Annotated in this window: 1 protein-coding gene; it reads right to left on the bottom strand. The window is 53.0% G+C overall.

The genetic code is table 11. The annotated features are described in order from the left end of the window. Positions 1-40: 40 nt before the first annotated feature. Complete coding sequence (locus tag ACJJI4_RS22170; RefSeq protein ID WP_444926491.1) at positions 41-21,274, bottom strand: filamentous hemagglutinin N-terminal domain-containing protein; 21,234 nt, start codon at positions 21,272-21,274, stop codon at positions 41-43.

Genomic DNA, 21,274 nt, shown 5'->3' with positions numbered 1-21,274 from the left:
GCCGGCTTTTTCTAAATAAAGTTAAACTCAATTAACCTTATTACATGCCCGCATTGCCCGAAAGCCCTATGTGATCAGATTGATCTGCTGTTGAGTCTGAAGCTCCTTCATCTAGCACCGCATCAAAATCAGAGTTCGCTTCAGGTACACCCTCTACTGCTGCCGCCGCCGGTTGCAGCTCCCCAGATTTCAATCGCATCTCCGGGGAATTTACCGCATCCACGCCACTCGTATATGGGTTAACAGCACTGAAAATTGCAGGATCTAATTGCGTGAAGTCCTCCACACTATTTTGCACCGCAGACCTGAGGCCTTGAGCCGCTTGGGCGCCAGCGATAGATTGGAGTTCATCACCCTTACTCGTAAAGCTTGGCACCTGGCTTATAAATTCCGGTTCGTAATAAGAAATAGAAACGATTTCAACGTTCTGAGTTGCATCCATACGCAGAGGTATCAACTCACTACCAATCACACTCCAAAGTTCTGTATCCGTTCCCAGAGTGACATTGGCTGCCGTAATATGTGTATCTCCGTAGGTTTCAGCAGTAAGTGCCCCAAAGCCTAAGCTCGCCAGCTGTACGTTACCTCGCCCAGCATCGATTTCATCAATTACCAGGTCCTCTTGAGCCAGTACAGTTATATCAACATCAGGACCAGAGGTCGCTATCCCAAGAACACCAACATCAGATTCAATGTCTACTTCTCCAGCAACGGTAAGCTCTGCACGATTTGCTTTCAGCACACCTCCGATAGTGCCGCTCGAACTGCTCACCACACTAATATCTCCAGTGCCATCGTAGCCCAATCGCATGCCACTAGAATGGAAAGATAATCCCGCCCCGTCACTATTAAATGGACCAGAGTAATCGCCACCATCGACAAAATCAAAACTCAAGTCTGTTTCCAGAGATAAATTACTCGCGGTGTTATCAAGCAGCTCAAATTCAGAGAAATCGTAATTACCTACACTATTTCCTGTAGAGAAAATCTGCCAAACATCGTCGGACATATTGTACTGGAAGGAATCGTTTCCAGAGCCGCCGGAAAGTGCAACAGCATGATCTCCCGCAGTATCCACCTGTAAATAGTCGTCACCGTCACCTAGCGAAATACTATCGATAGTAGTGCCAGAAAGCGTTACTGCATCGTCGCCTTCTCCACTGTCTATACCGTTAAGCTGCCCCCCAGACAAATTGAAGATATCCACTCCAGTACCAGCATAAATATATTCTATACCGCTAAATGAAAGTGACTTCTCGCTTGTCGACACACTATTTTGCGAGGCCGTTATATCCCAGTTTGCATCCACATTAGCGCCATAAAGCGAATCTTCAGCACTACCAGCAGATAAACTCTCCAAACCAGCAAAGGTTACCCCGCCTACAGTCATCGTATCCAAGCTGCTAAATACGTACTCACTAGCAACATCTTGGCCAACATAAACACCGGCGCCCTCAACAAGCTCTAGATTATCAAACTCAACAGAAATACTATTAACCGTAGCCACAGCGCCGCCGCTTACTAGCGAATTATCATTGACGCTAGAAGTCCAGGTTGCTCCATCCGCGATTACCGTATCATCTCCAGTCCCGGCATCAAGTATTTCCAGGCCTGTAAAATTGATACCTGCAACGCTGATATCCCCCTCAGAAGAGAGGGTAAATTGATCATTACCTGAAGTACCAATTAACTTATCCGCACCATCATAACTTGTAACCGAATCAATTCCGGTAAAAGAAATACCTGCTGACTCAAGCCCATTATCAGTTAGCTCAAAAGTGTCATCAGCCCCAGTACCAAGTAATTGAGCATTATTAGTTGCAACTGCATCTATACCACTAAACTCAACATCGTTAACTGTGACTTCGCCATTCACACCGCTGAGTTGCCAACTAGTTGCATCACTTGAAATTTGGTCGCCAACACTTGTGCCAGCAGCTACTTGGGAAACCGAGCTGAAAGTAATTCCGCGAACCTTCAGTTCTTGCCCTAACTTACTTAGCTCAAATACATCCGACTGGTCATAGGTTGCTGCATCAACAATTGCGTTGTCAGCATCCACCATTTCAATGCCGCTGAAGTCGATACCCGTGATAGCGATATCGCCCTGATTTTGACCTAAGGTCCAACTCTCACTACTAATACTTTCTGTGCCAATAATCGAGTCTGAGGTTCCCGATGCTGCAATGCTAAACAGCGCAGAAAACTCCATATTGTCGACTGTAACCAAAGCAGCGCCACCCTCACTACTAATAGTGAAGTCGTCACTATTACTGCTGCTCAGGCTGCCGTCGCCACCGCTCAGGGCTTCGGCGCCGGTGATGGTGACGCCGTTGTGCACCACTTGGTTGTCGGTGGCGGTCAGGCTCCAGCCGTAGTTGGCGCCGCCGCTGACACTGTCGGCACTGCCGCTGGCGGCGATGCTGCTGAGGTCGGCGAAGACCATGCTGTCGACGGTCACTTCGTCGGCGTCATCATTAAAGCTGTAGCTGTCGGTTTCGCTGCTGCTCAGGCTGCCGTCGCCACCACTCAGGGCTTCGGCGCCGGTGATGGTGACGCCGTTGTGCACCACTTGGTTGTCGGTGGCGGTCAGGCTCCAGCCGTAGTTGGCGCCGCCGCTGACACTGTCGGCACTGCCGCTGGCGGCGATGCTGCTGAGGTCGGCGAAGACCATGCTGTCGACGGTCACTTCGTCGGCGTCATCATTAAAGCTGTAGCCGTCGGTTTCGCTGCTGCTCAGGCTGCCGTCGCCACCACTCAGGGCTTCGGCGCCGGTGATGGTGACGCCGTTGTGCACCACTTGGTTGTCGGTGGCGGTCAGGCTCCAGCCGTAGTTGGCGCCGCCGCTGACACTGTCGGCACTGCCGCTGGCGGCGATGCTGCTGAGGTCGGCGAAGACCATGCTGTCGACGGTCACTTCGTCGGCGTCATCATTAAAGCTGTAGCTGTCGGTTTCGCTGCTGCTCAGGCTGCCGTCGCCACCACTCAGGGCTTCGGCGCCGGTGATGGTGACGCCGTTGTGCACCACTTGGTTGTCGGTGGCGGTCAGGCTCCAGCCGTAGTTGGCGCCGCCGCTGACACTGTCGGCACTGCCGCTGGCGGCGATGCTGCTGAGGTCGGCGAAGACCATGCTGTCGACGGTCACTTCGTCGGCGTCATCATTAAAGCTGTAGCCGTCGGTTTCGCTGCTGCTCAGGCTGCCGTCGCCACCACTCAGGGCTTCGGCGCCGGTGATGGTGACGCCGTTGTGCACCACTTGGTTGTCGGTGGCGGTCAGGCTCCAGCCGTAGTTGGCGCCGCCGCTGACACTGTCGGCACTGCCGCTGGCGGCGATGCTGCTGAGGTCGGCGAAGACCATGCTGTCGACGGTCACTTCGTCGGCGTCATCATTAAAGCTGTAGCTGTCGGTTTCGCTGCTGCTCAGGCTGCCGTCGCCACCGCTCAGGGCTTCGGCGCCGGTGATGGTGACGCCGTTGTGCACCACTTGGTTGTCGGTGGCGGTCAGGCTCCAGCCGTAGTTGGCGCCGCCGCTGACACTGTCGGCACTGCCGCTGGCGGCGATACTGCTGAGGTCGGCGAAGACCATGCTGTCGACGGTCACTTCGTCGGCGTCATCATTAAAGCTGTAGCTGTCGGTTTCGCTGCTGCTCAGGCTGCCGTCGCCACCGCTCAGGGCTTCGGCGCCGGTGATGGTGACGCCGTTGTGCACCACTTGGTTGTCGGTGGCGGTCAGGCTCCAGCCGTAGTTGGCGCCGCCGCTGACACTGTCGGCACTGCCGCTGGCGGCGATGCTGCTGAGGTCGGCGAAGACCATGCTGTCGACGGTCACTTCGTCGGCGTCATCATTAAAGCTGTAGCTGTCGGTTTCGCTGCTGCTCAGGCTGCCGTCGCCACCACTCAGGGCTTCGGCGCCGGTGATGGTGACGCCGTTGTGCACCACTTGGTTGTCGGTGGCGGTCAGGCTCCAGCCGTAGTTGGCGCCGCCGCTGACACTGTCGGCACTGCCGCTGGCGGCGATGCTGCTGAGGCCGGCGAAGACCATGCTGTCGACGGTCACTTCGTCGGCGTCATCATTAAAGCTGTAGCTGTCGGTTTCACTGCTGCTCAGGCTGCCGTCGCCACCGCTCAGGGCTTCGGCGCCGGTGATGGTGACGCCGTTGTGCACCACTTGGTTGTCGGTGGCGGTCAGGCTCCAGCCGTAGTTGGCGCCGCCGCTGACACTGTCGGCACTGCCGCTGGCGGCGATGCTGCTGAGGCCGGCGAAGACCATGCTGTCGACGGTCACTTCGTCGGCGTCATCATTAAAGCTGTAGCTGTCGGTTTCGCTGCTGCTCAGGCTGCCGTCGCCACCGCTCAGGGCTTCGGCGCCGGTGATGGTGACGCCGTTGTGCACCACTTGGTTGTCGGTGGCGGTCAGGCTCCAGCCGTAGTTGGCGCCGCCGCTGACACTGTCGGCACTGCCGCTGGCGGCGATGCTGCTGAGGTCGGCGAAGACCATGCTGTCGACGGTCACTTCGTCGGCGTCATCATTAAAGCTGTAGCTGTCGGTTTCGCTGCTGCTCAGGCTGCCGTCGCCACCACTCAGGGCTTCGGCACCGGTGATGGTGACGCCGTTGTGCACCACTTGGTTGTCGGTGGCGGTCAGGCTCCAGCCGTAGTTGGCGCCGCCGCTGACACTGTCGGCACTGCCGCTGGCGGCGATGCTGCTGAGGTCGGCGAAGACCATGCTGTCGACGGTCACTTCGTCGGCGTCATCATTAAAGCTGTAGCTGTCGGTTTCGCTGCTGCTCAGGCTGCCGTCGCCACCACTCAGGGCTTCGGCGCCGGTGATGGTGACGCCGTTGTGCACCACTTGGTTGTCGGTGGCGGTCAGGCTCCAGCCGTAGTTGGCGCCGCCGCTGACACTGTCGGCACTGCCGCTGGCGGCGATGCTGCTGAGGTCGGCGAAGACCATGCTGTCGACGGTCACTTCGTCGGCGTCATCATTAAAGCTGTAGCTGTCGGTTTCGCTGCTGCTCAGGCTGCCGTCACCACCGCTCAGGGCTTCGGCGCCGGTGATGGTGACGCCGTTGTGCACCACTTGGTTGTCGGTGGCGGTCAGGCTCCAGCCGTAGTTGGCGCCGCCGCTGACACTGTCGGCACTGCCGCTGGCGGCGATGCTGCTGAGGCCGGCGAAGACCATGCTGTCGACGGTCACTTCGTCGGCGTCATCATTAAAGCTGTAGCTGTCGGTTTCACTGCTGCTCAGGCTGCCGTCGCCACCGCTCAGGGCTTCGGCGCCGGTGATGGTGACGCCGTTGTGCACCACTTGGTTGTCGGTGGCGGTCAGGCTCCAGCCGTAGTTGGCGCCGCCGCTGACACTGTCGGCACTGCCGCTGGCGGCGATGCTGCTGAGGTCGGCGAAGACCATGCTGTCGACGGTCACTTCGTCGGCGTCATCATTAAAGCTGTAGCTGTCGGTTTCGCTGCTGCTCAGGCTGCCGTCGCCACCACTCAGGGCTTCGGCGCCGGTGATGGTGACGCCGTTGTGCACCACTTGGTTGTCGGTGGCGGTCAGGCTCCAGCCGTAGTTGGCGCCGCCGCTGACACTGTCGGCACTGCCGCTGGCGGCGATGCTGCTGAGGTCGGCGAAGACCATGCTGTCGACGGTCACTTCGTCGGCGTCATCATTAAAGCTGTAGCTGTCGGTTTCGCTGCTGCTCAGGCTGCCGTCACCACCGCTCAGGGCTTCGGCGCCGGTGATGGTGACGCCGTTGTGCACCACTTGGTTGTCGGTGGCGGTCAGGCTCCAGCCGTAGTTGGCGCCGCCGCTGACACTGTCGGCACTGCCGCTGGCGGCGATGCTGCTGAGGCCGGCGAAGACCATGCTGTCGACGGTCACTTCGTCGGCGTCATCATTAAAGCTGTAGCTGTCGGTTTCGCTGCTGCTCAGGCTGCCGTCGCCACCACTCAGGGCTTCGGCGCCGGTGATGGTGACGCCGTTGTGCACCACTTGGTTGTCGGTGGCGGTCAGGCTCCAGCCGTAGTTGGCGCCGCCGCTGACACTGTCGGCACTGCCGCTGGCGGCGATGCTGCTGAGGTCGGCGAAGACCATGCTGTCGACGGTCACTTCGTCGGCGTCATCATTAAAGCTGTAGCTGTCGGTTTCGCTGCTGCTCAGGCTGCCGTCGCCACCACTCAGGGCTTCGGCACCGGTGATGGTGACGCCGTTGTGCACCACTTGGTTGTCGGTGGCGGTCAGGCTCCAGCCGTAGTTGGCGCCGCCGCTGACACTGTCGGCACTGCCGCTGGCGGCGATGCTGCTGAGGTCGGCGAAGACCATGCTGTCGACGGTCACTTCGTCGGCGTCATCATTAAAGCTGTAGCTGTCGGTTTCGCTGCTGCTCAGGCTGCCGTCGCCACCACTCAGGGCTTCGGCGCCGGTGATGGTGACGCCGTTGTGCACCACTTGGTTGTCGGTGGCGGTCAGGCTCCAGCCGTAGTTGGCGCCGCCGCTGACACTGTCGGCACTGCCGCTGGCGGCGATGCTGCTGAGGTCGGCGAAGACCATGCTGTCGACGGTCACTTCGTCGGCGTCATCATTAAAGCTGTAGCTGTCGGTTTCGCTGCTGCTCAGGCTGCCGTCACCACCGCTCAGGGCTTCGGCGCCGGTGATGGTGACGCCGTTGTGCACCACTTGGTTGTCGGTGGCGGTCAGGCTCCAGCCGTAGTTGGCGCCGCCGCTGACACTGTCGGCACTGCCGCTGGCGGCGATGCTGCTGAGGTCGGCGAAGACCATGCTGTCGACGGTCACTTCGTCGGCGTCATCATTAAAGATGTAGCTGTCGGTTTCACTGCTGCTCAGGCTGCCGTCGCCACCGCTCAGGGCTTCGGCGCCGGTGATGGTGACGCCGTTGTGCACCACTTGGTTGTCGGTGGCGGTCAGGCTCCAGCCGTAGTTGGCGCCGCCGCTGACACTGTCGGCACTGCCGCTGGCGGCGATGCTGCTGAGGTCGGCGAAGACCATGCTGTCGACGGTCACTTCGTCGGCGTCATCATTAAAGCTGTAGCTGTCGGTTTCGCTGCTGCTCAGGCTGCCGTCGCCACCGCTCAGGGCTTCGGCGCCGGTGATGGTGACGCCGTTGTGCACCACTTGGTTGTCGGTGGCGGTCAGGCTCCAGCCGTAGTTGGCGCCGCCGCTGACACTGTCGGCACTGCCGCTGGCGGCGATACTGCTGAGGTCGGCGAAGACCATGCTGTCGACGGTCACTTCGTCGGCGTCATCATTAAAGCTGTAGCTGTCGGTTTCGCTGCTGCTCAGGCTGCCGTCGCCACCGCTCAGGGCTTCGGCGCCGGTGATGGTGACGCCGTTGTGCACCACTTGGTTGTCGGTGGCGGTCAGGCTCCAGCCGTAGTTGGCGCCGCCGCTGACACTGTCGGCACTGCCGCTGGCGGCGATGCTGCTGAGGTCGGCGAAGACCATGCTGTCGACGGTCACTTCGTCGGCGTCATCATTAAAGCTGTAGCTGTCGGTTTCGCTGCTGCTCAGGCTGCCGTCGCCACCACTCAGGGCTTCGGCGCCGGTGATGGTGACGCCGTTGTGCACCACTTGGTTGTCGGTGGCGGTCAGGCTCCAGCCGTAGTTGGCGCCGCCGCTGACACTGTCGGCACTGCCGCTGGCGGCGATGCTGCTGAGGCCGGCGAAGACCATGCTGTCGACGGTCACTTCGTCGGCGTCATCATTAAAGCTGTAGCTGTCGGTTTCACTGCTGCTCAGGCTGCCGTCGCCACCGCTCAGGGCTTCGGCGCCGGTGATGGTGACGCCGTTGTGCACCACTTGGTTGTCGGTGGCGGTCAGGCTCCAGCCGTAGTTGGCGCCGCCGCTGACACTGTCGGCACTGCCGCTGGCGGCGATGCTGCTGAGGCCGGCGAAGACCATGCTGTCGACGGTCACTTCGTCGGCGTCATCATTAAAGCTGTAGCTGTCGGTTTCGCTGCTGCTCAGGCTGCCGTCGCCACCGCTCAGGGCTTCGGCGCCGGTGATGGTGACGCCGTTGTGCACCACTTGGTTGTCGGTGGCGGTCAGGCTCCAGCCGTAGTTGGCGCCGCCGCTGACACTGTCGGCACTGCCGCTGGCGGCGATGCTGCTGAGGCCGGCGAAGACCATGCTGTCGACGGTCACTTCGTCGGCGTCATCATTAAAGCTGTAGCTGTCGGTTTCACTGCTGCTCAGGCTGCCGTCGCCACCGCTCAGGGCTTCGGCGCCGGTGATGGTGACGCCGTTGTGCACCACTTGGTTGTCGGTGGCGGTCAGGCTCCAGCCGTAGTTGGCGCCGCCGCTGACACTGTCGGCACTGCCGCTGGCGGCGATACTGCTGAGGTCGGCGAAGACCATGCTGTCGACGGTCACTTCGTCGGCGTCATCATTAAAGCTGTAGCTGTCGGTTTCACTGCTGCTCAGGCTGCCGTCGCCACCGCTCAGGGCTTCGGCGCCGGTGATGGTGACGCCGTTGTGCACCACCTGGTTGTCGGTGGCGGTCAGGCTCCAGCCGTAGTTGGCGCCGCCGCTGACACTGTCGGCACTGCCGCTGGCGGCGATGCTGCTGAGGCCGGCGAAGACCATGCTGTCGACGGTCACTTCGTCGGCGTCATCATTAAAGCTGTAGCTGTCGGTTTCGCTGCTGCTCAGGCTGCCGTCGCCACCGCTCAGGGCTTCGGCGCCGGTGATGGTGACGCCGTTGTGCACCACTTGGTTGTCGGTGGCGGTCAGGCTCCAGCCGTAGTTGGCGCCGCCGCTGACACTGTCGGCACTGCCGCTGGCGGCGATGCTGCTGAGGTCGGCGAAGACCATGCTGTCGACGGTCACTTCGTCGGCGTCATCATTAAAGCTGTAGCTGTCGGTTTCGCTGCTGCTCAGGCTGCCGTCGCCACCGCTCAGGGCTTCGGCGCCGGTGATGGTGACGCCGTTGTGCACCACTTGGTTGTCGGTGGCGGTCAGGCTCCAGCCGTAGTTGGCGCCGCCGCTGACACTGTCGGCACTGCCGCTGGCGGCGATACTGCTGAGGTCGGCGAAGACCATGCTGTCGACGGTCACTTCGTCGGCGTCATCATTAAAGCTGTAGCTGTCGGTTTCACTGCTGCTCAGGCTGCCGTCGCCACCGCTCAGGGCTTCGGCGCCGGTGATGGTGACGCCGTTGTGCACCACTTGGTTGTCGGTGGCGGTCAGGCTCCAGCCGTAGTTGGCGCCGCCGCTGACACTGTCGGCACTGCCGCTGGCGGCGATGCTGCTGAGGTCGGCGAAGACCATGCTGTCGACGGTCACTTCGTCGGCGTCATCATTAAAGATGTAGTGGTCATCATAGATACTGCTGAGGGCACCATTGCCGCCACTCACAGTGCCGGCATCAGCAATAGTAATTCCAGCATGGACCACCTGATTATCACTACTTGCCAGCGCCCAGCCATAACCATCTAAGCCTATTACTCCAGCATCGTCAGCAATTAGAAGGGTTACACCTTCAAAATTTATCTCGTAATTAGTTGCTGCATTTTCTGCTGTAACAATCCAATCCTCACCGGTATAGCCTGTAACACTATTTGCAAACCCATTAGTTATTACATTTTCCACACTCGTGAAGTTGTATTCATATCCATTGCTCAGATCACCATCGGTATCTGATGCGATATGGCCACTCCCAAGAACATGAAAGTCACCTGACTGATCTGCTCCAATCGACAGGTAGCTCGCAGCGATGTCACTTAAATTAAGGAATAGAATGCCATTAATTTCACCGTCGTCTATATAAGCTTCATCGACTTCGAGCGTATCTGCTCCGCCAAGCGCATCAACAGTTTCCAGGTTGCTAAAGACAAGGCTGCCACCAACTTCTAGATCACCGCTATCAGTAAGGGCAAACTCATCTACTCCATCGGTGCCCAGTAGGATATCGGTATCTGAACCATCCCCTTTGCTATTAGCATCAATAGTGCGATTAAAGCCGGTAAACGCAATCTCATTCGCAGTGATTTCACTGTCACTCACCAGAGTAAAGGTATCACTCTCCTCAGAACCAACGATTACCCCTGTTGTGCTATCAGTAAACGTCACACTATCCATATTCTGGAAAGTAATGCCGGTATTAATTAGCTCTTTGGCAGTACCGGTGAGATCTACTTGTGTTGCGGTAATCAGGGTATCCGCATCACTGGCATCAGACTCGATACCCGCGTCGATGGTGCTGTTAAAGCCCGTAAAGCTAATCTCGTTTGCGGTAATTTCCGAGCTGCTGACGATCTCGAAAGTATCACTGTTACTGGAGCCCGCAATAATGCCGGTTGTGGCATCACTAAACGCCACACTGTCCATATTCTGGAAAGTGATACCGGTATTAATTAGCTCTTTGGCAGTACCGGTGAGATCTACCTGAGAAGCGGTAATCAGGGTATCCGCATCACTGGCATCGGACTCGACGCCCGCGTCGATGGTGCTGTTAAAGCCCGTAAAGCTAATCTCGTTTGCGGTAATTTCCGAGCTGCTGACGATCTCGAAAGTGTCACTGTTACTGGAGCCCGCAATTATGCCGGTTGTGGCATCACTAAACGCCACACTGTCCATATTCTGGAAAGTGATGCCGGTATTAATTAGTTCTTTGGCAGTACCGGTGAGATCTACCTGAGAAGCGGTAATCAGGGTATCCGCATCACTGGCATCGGACTCGACGCCCGCGTCGATGGTGCTGTTAAAGCCCGTAAAGCTAATCTCGTTTGCGGTAATTTCCGAGCTGCTGACGATCTCGAAAGTGTCACTGTTACTGGAGCCCGCAATTATGCCGGTTGTGGCATCACTAAACGCCACACTGTCCATATTCTGGAAAGTGATGCCGGTATTAATTAGTTCTTTGGCAGTACCGGTGAGATCTACTTGTGTTGCGGTAATCAGGGTATCCGCATCACTGGCATCGGACTCGACGCCCGCGTCGATGGTGCTGTTAAAGCCCGTAAAGCTAATCTCGTTTGCGGTAATTTCCGAGCTGCTGACGATCTCGAAAGTATCACTGTTACTGGAGCCCGCAATAATGCCCGTTGTGGCATCGCTAAACGCCACACTGTCCAAGTTTTGGAAAGTAATGCCGGTATTAATTAGTTCTTTGGCAGTACCGGTGAGATCTACTTGTGTTGCGGTAGTCAGGATATCCGCATCACTGGCATCCGACTCGACGCCCGCATCGATGGTGCTATTAAAGTCGGTAAAAGTGATGTCGTTAGCAATAAGTTCCGAGCTGCTGACGATTTCGAAAGTGTCACTGTTACTGGAGCCCGCAATAATGCCCGTTGTGGCATCGCTAAACGCCACACTGTCCAAGTTTTGGAAAGTGATGCCGGTATTAATCAGCTCTTTGGCAGTACCGGTGAGATCTACTTGTGTTGCGGTAATCAGGGTATCCGCATCACTGGCATCGGACTCGATACCCGCGTCGATGGTGCTGTTAAAGCCCGTAAAGCTAATCTCGTTTGCAGTAATTTCCGAGCTGCTGACGATCTCGAAAGTATCACTGTTACTGGAGCCCGCAATTATGCCGGTTGTGGCATCGCTAAACGCCACACTGTCCATATTTTGGAAAGTGATGCCGGTATTAATTAGCTCTTTGGCAGTACCGGTGAGATCTACTTGTGTTGCGGTAATCAGGGTATCCGCATCACTGGCATCGGACTCGATACCCGCGTCGATGGTGCTGTTAAAGCCCGTAAAGCTAATCTCGTTTGCAGTGATTTCCGAGCTGCTGACGATCTCGAAAGTATCACTGTTACTGGAGCCCGCAATAATGCCGGTTGTGGCATCGCTAAACGCCACACTGTCCATATTCTGGAAAGTGATGCCGGTATTAATTAGCTCTTTGGCAGTACCGGTGAGATCTACCTGAGAAGCGGTAATCAGGGTATCCGCATCACTGGCATCGGACTCGACGCCCGCGTCGATGGTGCTGTTAAAGCCCGTAAAGCTAATCTCGTTTGCGGTAATTTCCGAGCTGCTGACGACCTCAAAAGTATCACTGTTGCTGGAACCTGCAATAATGCCGGTTGTGGCATCACTAAACGCCACACTGTCCATATTCTGGAAAGTGATGCCGGTATTAATTAGCTCTTTGGCAGTACCGGTGAGATCTACTTGTGTTGCGGTAATCAAGGTATCCGCATCACTGGCATCCGACTCGATACCCGCGTCGATGGTGCTGTTAAAGCCCGTAAAGCTAATCTCGTTTGCAGTGATTTCCGAGCTACTGACGATCTCGAAAGTATCACTGTTACTGGAGCCCGCAATAATGCCGGTTGTGGCATCGCTAAACGCCACACTGTCCATATTCTGGAAAGTGATGCCGGTATTAATTAGCTCTTTGGCAGTACCGGTGAGATCTACTTGTGTTGCGGTAGTCAGGATATCCGCATCACTGGCATCGGACTCGACGCCCGCGTCGATGGTGCTATTAAAGTCGGTAAAAGTGATGTCGTTAGCAATAAGTTCCGAGCTGCTGACGACCTCGAAAGTATCACTGTTACTGGAACCTGCAATAATGCCCGTTGTGGCATCGCTAAACGCCACACTGTCCAAGTTTTGGAAAGTAATGCCGGTATTAATCAACTCTTTGGCGGTGCCGGTGAGATCTACTTGTGTTGCGGTAGTTAAAGTATCTATAACACCGCTATCAGCACCGGCATCAACAATTTCCAGGTTGCTAAAGACAAGGTTGCCACCAACTTCTAGATCACCGCTATCGGTAATGGCAAACTCATCTACTCCATCGGTGCCCAGTAGGATATCGGTATCTGAACCATCCCCTTTGCTATTAGCATCAATAGCGCGATTAAAGCCGGTAAACGCAATCTCATTCGCAGTGATTTCACTGTCACTCACCAGAGTAAAGGTATCACTCTCCTCAGAACCAACAATTACCCCTGTTATGCTATCAGTAAACGTCACACTATCCATATTTTGGAAAGTGATACCGGTATTAATTAGTTCTTTGGCAGTACCGGTGAGATCTACTTGTGTTGCGGTAGTCAGGATATCCGCATCACTGGCATCCGACTCGACGCCCGCATCGATGGTGCTATTAAAGTCGGTAAAAGTAATGTCGTTAGCAATAAGTTCCGAGCTGCTGACGATTTCGAAAGTGTCACTGTTACTGGAGCCCGCAATAATGCCCGTTGTGGCATCGCTAAACGCCACACTGTCCAAGTTTTGGAAAGTAATGCCGGTATTAATCAACTCTTTGGCGGTGCCGGTGAGGTCCACTTGTGTTGCGGTAGTTAAAGTATCTATAACACCGCTATCAGCACCGGCATCAACAATTTCCAGGTTGCTAAAGACAAGGTTGCCACCAACTTCTAGATCACCGCTATCGGTAATGGCAAACTCATCTACTCCATCGGTGCCCAGTAGGATATCGGTATCTGAACCATCCCCTTTGCTATTAGCATCAATAGCGCGATTAAAGCCGGTAAACGCAATCTCATTCGCAGTGATTTCACTGTCACTCACCAGAGTAAAGGTATCACTCTCCTCAGAACCAACAATTACCCCTGTTATGCTATCAGTAAACGTCACACTATCCATATTTTGGAAAGTGATACCGGTATTAATTAGTTCTTTGGCAGTACCGGTGAGATCTACTTGTGTTGCGGTAGTCAGGATATCCGCATCACTGGCATCGGACTCGATACCCGCGTCGATGGTGCTGTTAAAGCCCGTAAAGCTAATCTCGTTTGCGGTAATTTCCGAGCTGCTGACGATCTCGAAAGTATCACTGTTACTGGAGCCCGCAATTATGCCGGTTGTGGCATCACTAAACGCCACACTGTCCATATTCTGGAAAGTGATACCGGTATTAATTAGCTCTTTGGCAGTACCGGTGAGATCTACTTGTGTTGCGGTAATCAGGGTATCCGCATCACTGGCATCAGACTCGATACCCGCGTCGATGGTGCTGTTAAAGCCCGTAAAGCTAATCTCGTTTGCGGTAATTTCCGAGCTGCTGACGATCTCGAAAGTATCACTGTTACTGGAGCCCGCAATTATGCCGGTTGTGGCATCACTAAACGCCACACTGTCCATATTCTGGAAAGTGATGCCGGTATTAATTAGTTCTTTGGCAGTACCGGTGAGATCTACCTGAGAAGCGGTAATCAGGGTATCCGCATCACTGGCATCGGACTCGACGCCCGCGTCGATGGTGCTGTTAAAGCCCGTAAAGCTAATCTCGTTTGCGGTAATTTCCGAGCTGCTGACGATCTCGAAAGTGTCACTGTTACTGGAGCCCGCAATTATGCCGGTTGTGGCATCACTAAACGCCACACTGTCCATATTCTGGAAAGTGATGCCGGTATTAATTAGTTCTTTGGCAGTACCGGTGAGATCTACTTGTGTTGCGGTAATCAGGGTATCCGCATCACTGGCATCGGACTCGACGCCCGCGTCGATGGTGCTGTTAAAGCCCGTAAAGCTAATCTCGTTTGCGGTAATTTCCGAGCTGCTGACGATCTCGAAAGTATCACTGTTACTGGAGCCCGCAATAATGCCCGTTGTGGCATCGCTAAACGCCACACTGTCCAAGTTTTGGAAAGTAATGCCGGTATTAATTAGTTCTTTGGCAGTACCGGTGAGATCTACTTGTGTTGCGGTAGTCAGGATATCCGCATCACTGGCATCCGACTCGACGCCCGCATCGATGGTGCTATTAAAGTCGGTAAAAGTGATGTCGTTAGCAATAAGTTCCGAGCTGCTGACGATTTCGAAAGTGTCACTGTTACTGGAGCCCGCAATAATGCCCGTTGTGGCATCGCTAAACGCCACACTGTCCAAGTTTTGGAAAGTGATGCCGGTATTAATCAGCTCTTTGGCAGTACCGGTGAGATCTACTTGTGTTGCGGTAATCAGGGTATCCGCATCACTGGCATCGGACTCGATACCCGCGTCGATGGTGCTGTTAAAGCCCGTAAAGCTAATCTCGTTTGCAGTAATTTCCGAGCTGCTGACGATCTCGAAAGTATCACTGTTACTGGAGCCCGCAATTATGCCGGTTGTGGCATCGCTAAACGCCACACTGTCCATATTTTGGAAAGTGATGCCGGTATTAATTAGCTCTTTGGCAGTACCGGTGAGATCTACTTGTGTTGCGGTAATCAGGGTATCCGCATCACTGGCATCGGACTCGATACCCGCGTCGATGGTGCTGTTAAAGCCCGTAAAGCTAATCTCGTTTGCAGTGATTTCCGAGCTGCTGACGATCTCGAAAGTATCACTGTTACTGGAGCCCGCAATAATGCCGGTTGTGGCATCGCTAAACGCCACACTGTCCATATTCTGGAAAGTGATGCCGGTATTAATTAGCTCTTTGGCAGTACCGGTGAGATCTACCTGAGAAGCGGTAATCAGGGTATCCGCATCACTGGCATCGGACTCGACGCCCGCGTCGATGGTGCTGTTAAAGCCCGTAAAGCTAATCTCGTTTGCGGTAATTTCCGAGCTGCTGACGACCTCAAAAGTATCACTGTTGCTGGAACCTGCAATAATGCCGGTTGTGGCATCACTAAACGCCACACTGTCCATATTCTGGAAAGTGATGCCGGTATTAATTAGCTCTTTGGCAGTACCGGTGAGATCTACTTGTGTTGCGGTAATCAAGGTATCCGCATCACTGGCATCCGACTCGATACCCGCGTCGATGGTGCTGTTAAAGCCCGTAAAGCTAATCTCGTTTGCAGTGATTTCCGAGCTGCTGACGATCTCGAAAGTATCACTGTTACTGGAGCCCGCAATAATGCCGGTTGTGGCATCGCTAAACGCCACACTGTCCATATTCTGGAAAGTGATGCCGGTATTAATTAGCTCTTTGGCAGTACCGGTGAGATCTACCTGAGAAGCGGTAATCAGGGTATCCGCATCACTGGCATCGGACTCGACGCCCGCGTCGATGGTGCTGTTAAAGCCCGTAAAGCTAATCTCGTTTGCAGTGATTTCCGAGCTGCTGACGATCTCGAAAGTATCACTGTTACTGGAGCCCGCAATAATGCCGGTTGTGGCATCGCTAAACGCCACACTGTCCATATTTTGGAAAGTGATGCCGGTATTAATTAGCTCTTTGGCAGTACCGGTGAGATCTACTTGTGTTGCGGTAATCAAGGTATCCGCATCACTGGCATCCGACTCGATACCCGCGTCGATGGTGCTGTTAAAGCCCGTAAAGCTAATCTCGTTTGCAGTGATTTCCGAGCTGCTGACGATCTCGAAAGTATCACTGTTACTGGAGCCCGCAATAATGCCGGTTGTGGCATCGCTAAACGCCACACTGTCCATATTCTGGAAAGTGATGCCGGTATTAATTAGCTCTTTGGCAGTACCGGTGAGATCTACCTGAGAAGCGGTAATCAGGGTATCCGCATCACTGGCATCGGACTCGACGCCCGCGTCGATGGTGCTGTTAAAGCCCGTAAAGCTAATCTCGTTTGCAGTGATTTCCGAGCTACTGACGATCTCGAAAGTATCACTGTTACTGGAGCCCGCAATAATGCCGGTTGTGGCATCGCTAAACGCCACACTGTCCATATTTTGGAAAGTGATGCCGGTATTAATTAGCTCTTTGGCAGTACCGGTGAGATCTACTTGTGTTGCGGTAATCAAGGTATCCGCATCACTGGCATCCGACTCGATACCCGCGTCGATGGTGCTGTTAAAGCCCGTAAAGCTAATCTCGTTTGCAGTGATTTCCGAGCTGCTGACGATCTCGAAAGTATCACTGTTACTGGAGCCCGCAATAATGCCGGTTGTGGCATCGCTAAACGCCACACTGTCCATATTTTGGAAAGTGATGCCGGTATTAATTAGCTCTTTGGCAGTACCGGTGAGATCAACTTGTGTTGCAGTAATTAAAGTATCTATAACACCGCTATCAGCACCGGCATCAACAATTTCCAGGTTGCTAAAGACAAGGTTGCCACCAACTTCTAGATCACCGCTATCGGTAATGGCAAACTCATCTACTCCATCGGTGCCCAGTAGGATATCGGTATCTGAACCATCCCCTTTGCTATTAGCATCAATAGCGCGATTAAAGCCGGTAAACGCAATCTCATTCGCAGTGATTTCACTGTCACTCACCAGAGTAAAGGTATCACTCTCCTCAGAACCAACAATTACCCCTGTTATGCTATCAGTAAACGTCACACTATCCATATTTTGGAAAGTGATACCGGTATTAATTAGTTCTTTGGCAGTACCGGTGAGATCTACTTGTGTTGCGGTAGTCAGGATATCCGCATCACTGGCATCCGACTCGACGCCCGCGTCGATGGTGCTATTAAAGTCGGTAAAAGTGATGTCGTTAGCAATAAGTTCCGAGCTGCTGACGACCTCGAAAGTATCACTGTTACTGGAACCTGCAATAATGCCCGTTGTGGCATCGCTAAACGCCACACTTTCCAAGTTTTGGAAAGTAATGCCGGTATTAATTAGCTCTTTGGCAGTACCGGTGAGGTCTACTTGTGTTGCAGTAGTTAAAGTATCTATAACACCGCTATCAGCACCGGCATCAACAATTTCCAGGTTGCTAAAGACAAGGCTGCCACCAACCTCTAGATCACCGCTATCGGTAATGGCAAACTCATCTACTCCATCGGTGCCCAGTAGGATATCGGTATCTGAACCATCCCCTTTGCTATTAGCATCAATAGCGCGATTAAAGCCGGTAAACGCAATCTCATTCGCAGTGATTTCACTGTCACTCACCAGAGTAAAGGTATCACTCTCCTCAGAACCAACAATTACCCCTGTTATGCTATCAGTAAACGTCACACTATCCATATTTTGGAAAGTGATACCGGTATTAATTAGTTCTTTGGCAGTACCGGTGAGATCTACTTGTGTTGCGGTAGTCAGGATATCCGCATCACTGGCATCGGACTCGACGCCCGCGTCGATGGTGCTATTAAAGTCGGTAAAAGTGATGTCGTTAGCAATAAGTTCCGAGCTGCTGACGACCTCGAAAGTATCACTGTTACTGGAACCTGCAATAATGCCCGTTGTGGCATCGCTAAACGCCACACTGTCCAAGTTTTGGAAAGTAATGCCGGTATTAATCAACTCTTTGGCGGTGCCGGTGAGATCTACTTGTGTTGCGGTAGTTAAAGTATCTATAACACCGCTATCAGCACCGGCATCAACAATTTCCAGGTTGCTAAAGACAAGGTTGCCACCAACTTCTAGATCACCGCTATCGGTAATGGCAAACTCATCTACTCCATCGGTGCCCAGTAGGATATCGGTATCTGAACCATCCCCTTTGCTATTAGCATCAATAGCGCGATTAAAGCCGGTAAACGCAATCTCATTCGCAGTGATTTCACTGTCACTCACCAGAGTAAAGGTATCACTCTCCTCAGAACCAACAATTACCCCTGTTATGCTATCAGTAAACGTCACACTATCCATATTTTGGAAAGTGATACCGGTATTAATTAGTTCTTTGGCAGTACCGGTGAGATCTACTTGTGTTGCGGTAGTCAGGATATCCGCATCACTGGCATCCGACTCGACGCCCGCATCGATGGTGCTATTAAAGTCGGTAAAAGTAATGTCGTTAGCAATAAGTTCCGAGCTGCTGACGATTTCGAAAGTGTCACTGTTACTGGAGCCCGCAATAATGCCCGTTGTGGCATCGCTAAACGCCACACTGTCCAAGTTTTGGAAAGTAATGCCGGTATTAATCAACTCTTTGGCGGTGCCGGTGAGGTCCACTTGTGTTGCGGTAGTTAAAGTATCTATAACACCGCTATCAGCACCGGCATCAACAATTTCCAGGTTGCTAAAGACAAGGTTGCCACCAACTTCTAGATCACCGCTATCGGTAATGGCAAACTCATCTACTCCATCGGTGCCCAGTAGGATATCGGTATCTGAACCATCCCCTTTGCTATTAGCATCAATAGCGCGATTAAAGCCGGTAAACGCAATCTCATTCGCAGTGATTTCACTGTCACTCACCAGAGTAAAGGTATCACTCTCCTCAGAACCAACAATTACCCCTGTTATGCTATCAGTAAACGTCACACTATCCATATTTTGGAAAGTGATACCGGTATTAATTAGTTCTTTGGCAGTACCGGTGAGATCTACTTGTGTTGCGGTAGTCAGGATATCCGCATCACTGGCATCCGACTCGACGCCCGCATCGATGGTGCTATTAAAGTCGGTAAAAGTAATGTCGTTAGCAATAAGTTCCGAGCTGCTGACGATTTCGAAAGTGTCACTGTTACTGGAGCCCGCAATAATGCCCGTTGTGGCATCGCTAAACGCCACACTGTCCAAGTTTTGGAAAGTAATGCCGGTATTAATCAACTCTTTGGCGGTGCCGGTGAGGTCCACTTGTGTTGCGGTAGTTAAAGTATCTATAACACCGCTATCAGCACCGGCATCAACAATTTCCAGGTTGCTAAAGACAAGGTTGCCACCAACTTCTAGATCACCGCTATCGGTAATGGCAAACTCATCTACTCCATCGGTGCCCAGTAGGATATCGGTATCTGAACCATCCCCTTTGCTACTAGCATCAATAGCGCGATTAAAGCCGGTAAACGCAATCTCATTCGCAGTGATTTCACTGTCACTCACCAGAGTAAAGGTATCACTCTCCTCAGAACCAACGATTACCCCTGTTATGCTATCAGTAAACGTCACACTATCCATATTTTGGAAAGTGATACCGGTATTAATTAGTTCTTTGGCAGTACCGGTGAGATTTACTTGTGTTGCGGTAGTCAGGATATCCGCATCACTAGCATCCGACTCGACGCCCGCATCGATGGTGCTATTAAAGTCGGTAAAAGTGATATCGTTAGCAATAAGTTCCGAGCTGCTGACGATCTCGAAAGTATCACTACTGCTGGAACCCGCAATAATGCCGGTTGTGGTATTACTAAAATCTACCGCATCCAAATTCTGAAAAGTAGTCCCATTATTAACAAGCTCTTTTTCAGCACCGGTTAAATCTGCCTGGGTGGCGGTAATTAACTTATCAGTAACGCCACTATTAGAGCCGGCATCTACTACTTCTATATCGCTAAAAGATATACTAGTGGCGGAATCATCCTCACTCTTGGAAACACTAAAACTATGCTCTACAGCCCCGGAGCTAATATATTCAGCTTCGGATGAAAGCGTATATTTATCTTCTCCTTCACCACCGGTGATTACCGCAGTTCCAGAAAATTCTATATCACCAAGTTCGTTTTCTGAGCCCTCGCCAGACTGCCCCACTAAGAATGAAAAATTAGTAGCCTCGATAGAACCAGTATTAACAAATGAATCTGTCGTGTTAACCTCAAGTTGCGCATTGACATCTTCAGTTACTCCGTCAGATAGGAGAGAAACCTCTAGGTCTCCACTGTTAATAACACTCCCACCAGAACCAAAAAGACGAATTTTTCCATCACTGGTATCAATACCTCTAGCCTGAATAGAGCCTTCATTATTTACGGCAGCAGTGAATAAATCACTAGATACATTTGCTTCCATTAAGACAGTTGCAGACTCAATAGAACCACTATTAAGCACCGCACTTTCAACACCTAGCGTATTTTCCGCTACAGCAGATGTCACCTCAACTCCGATCAACCCATCGGAGTCAAAGGTTAAAGCAGCTGCATCCCCTGCTGCTAAAACCACTAACTCAGCTTGAATCAGTCCGGTTGTGTCAGCGAGAGAGGTATCTCCAAGGCTGTTCTCTACGTATTTACCTACGAGGACTGCACTAGATGCGTTAATAACGCCTCTATTAATAACAAAGCCCGCTTGACCATCAACGCCGGCACTTTCAAGTACGAAGTCCGTGTTTAAAAATTCCTCATCCGAGTATTCACTCGGGTCAATAGCAAGCCCAGAAACAGTGAGTGCGCCTACATTTACTGTCGCTGTTTCCGTGAAGAGAACCCCCCGAGGGTTCACCAAAATAACATGACCATCTGCCTGTATTGACCCGTGAATCGTACTTGCGCTTTCGTCAAGAATTCTATTGATAGCAATATCGCTTTCTGACTGCAGAAAACTAACTATCTCATCTTCCTCAACATCAAACGAATCCCAATCAATCGCTAAAAGATCTTGGCCTTGAGTAATGGTGGTTACATTACCAACCGTAGTTATACTGCTATCTTCAGCGCCGACGGTAATTACACCATTCTGTGGCGCAGCATGAACCAAAGGGCTTAGTATTCCAGCTACCATTCCAAAACATGTCAGATTTGACAT

This window comes from Microbulbifer maximicatervae (SeqCode), from assembly GCF_052467305.1.
This window is presented reverse-complemented; position numbering and strand designations above follow the sequence as displayed.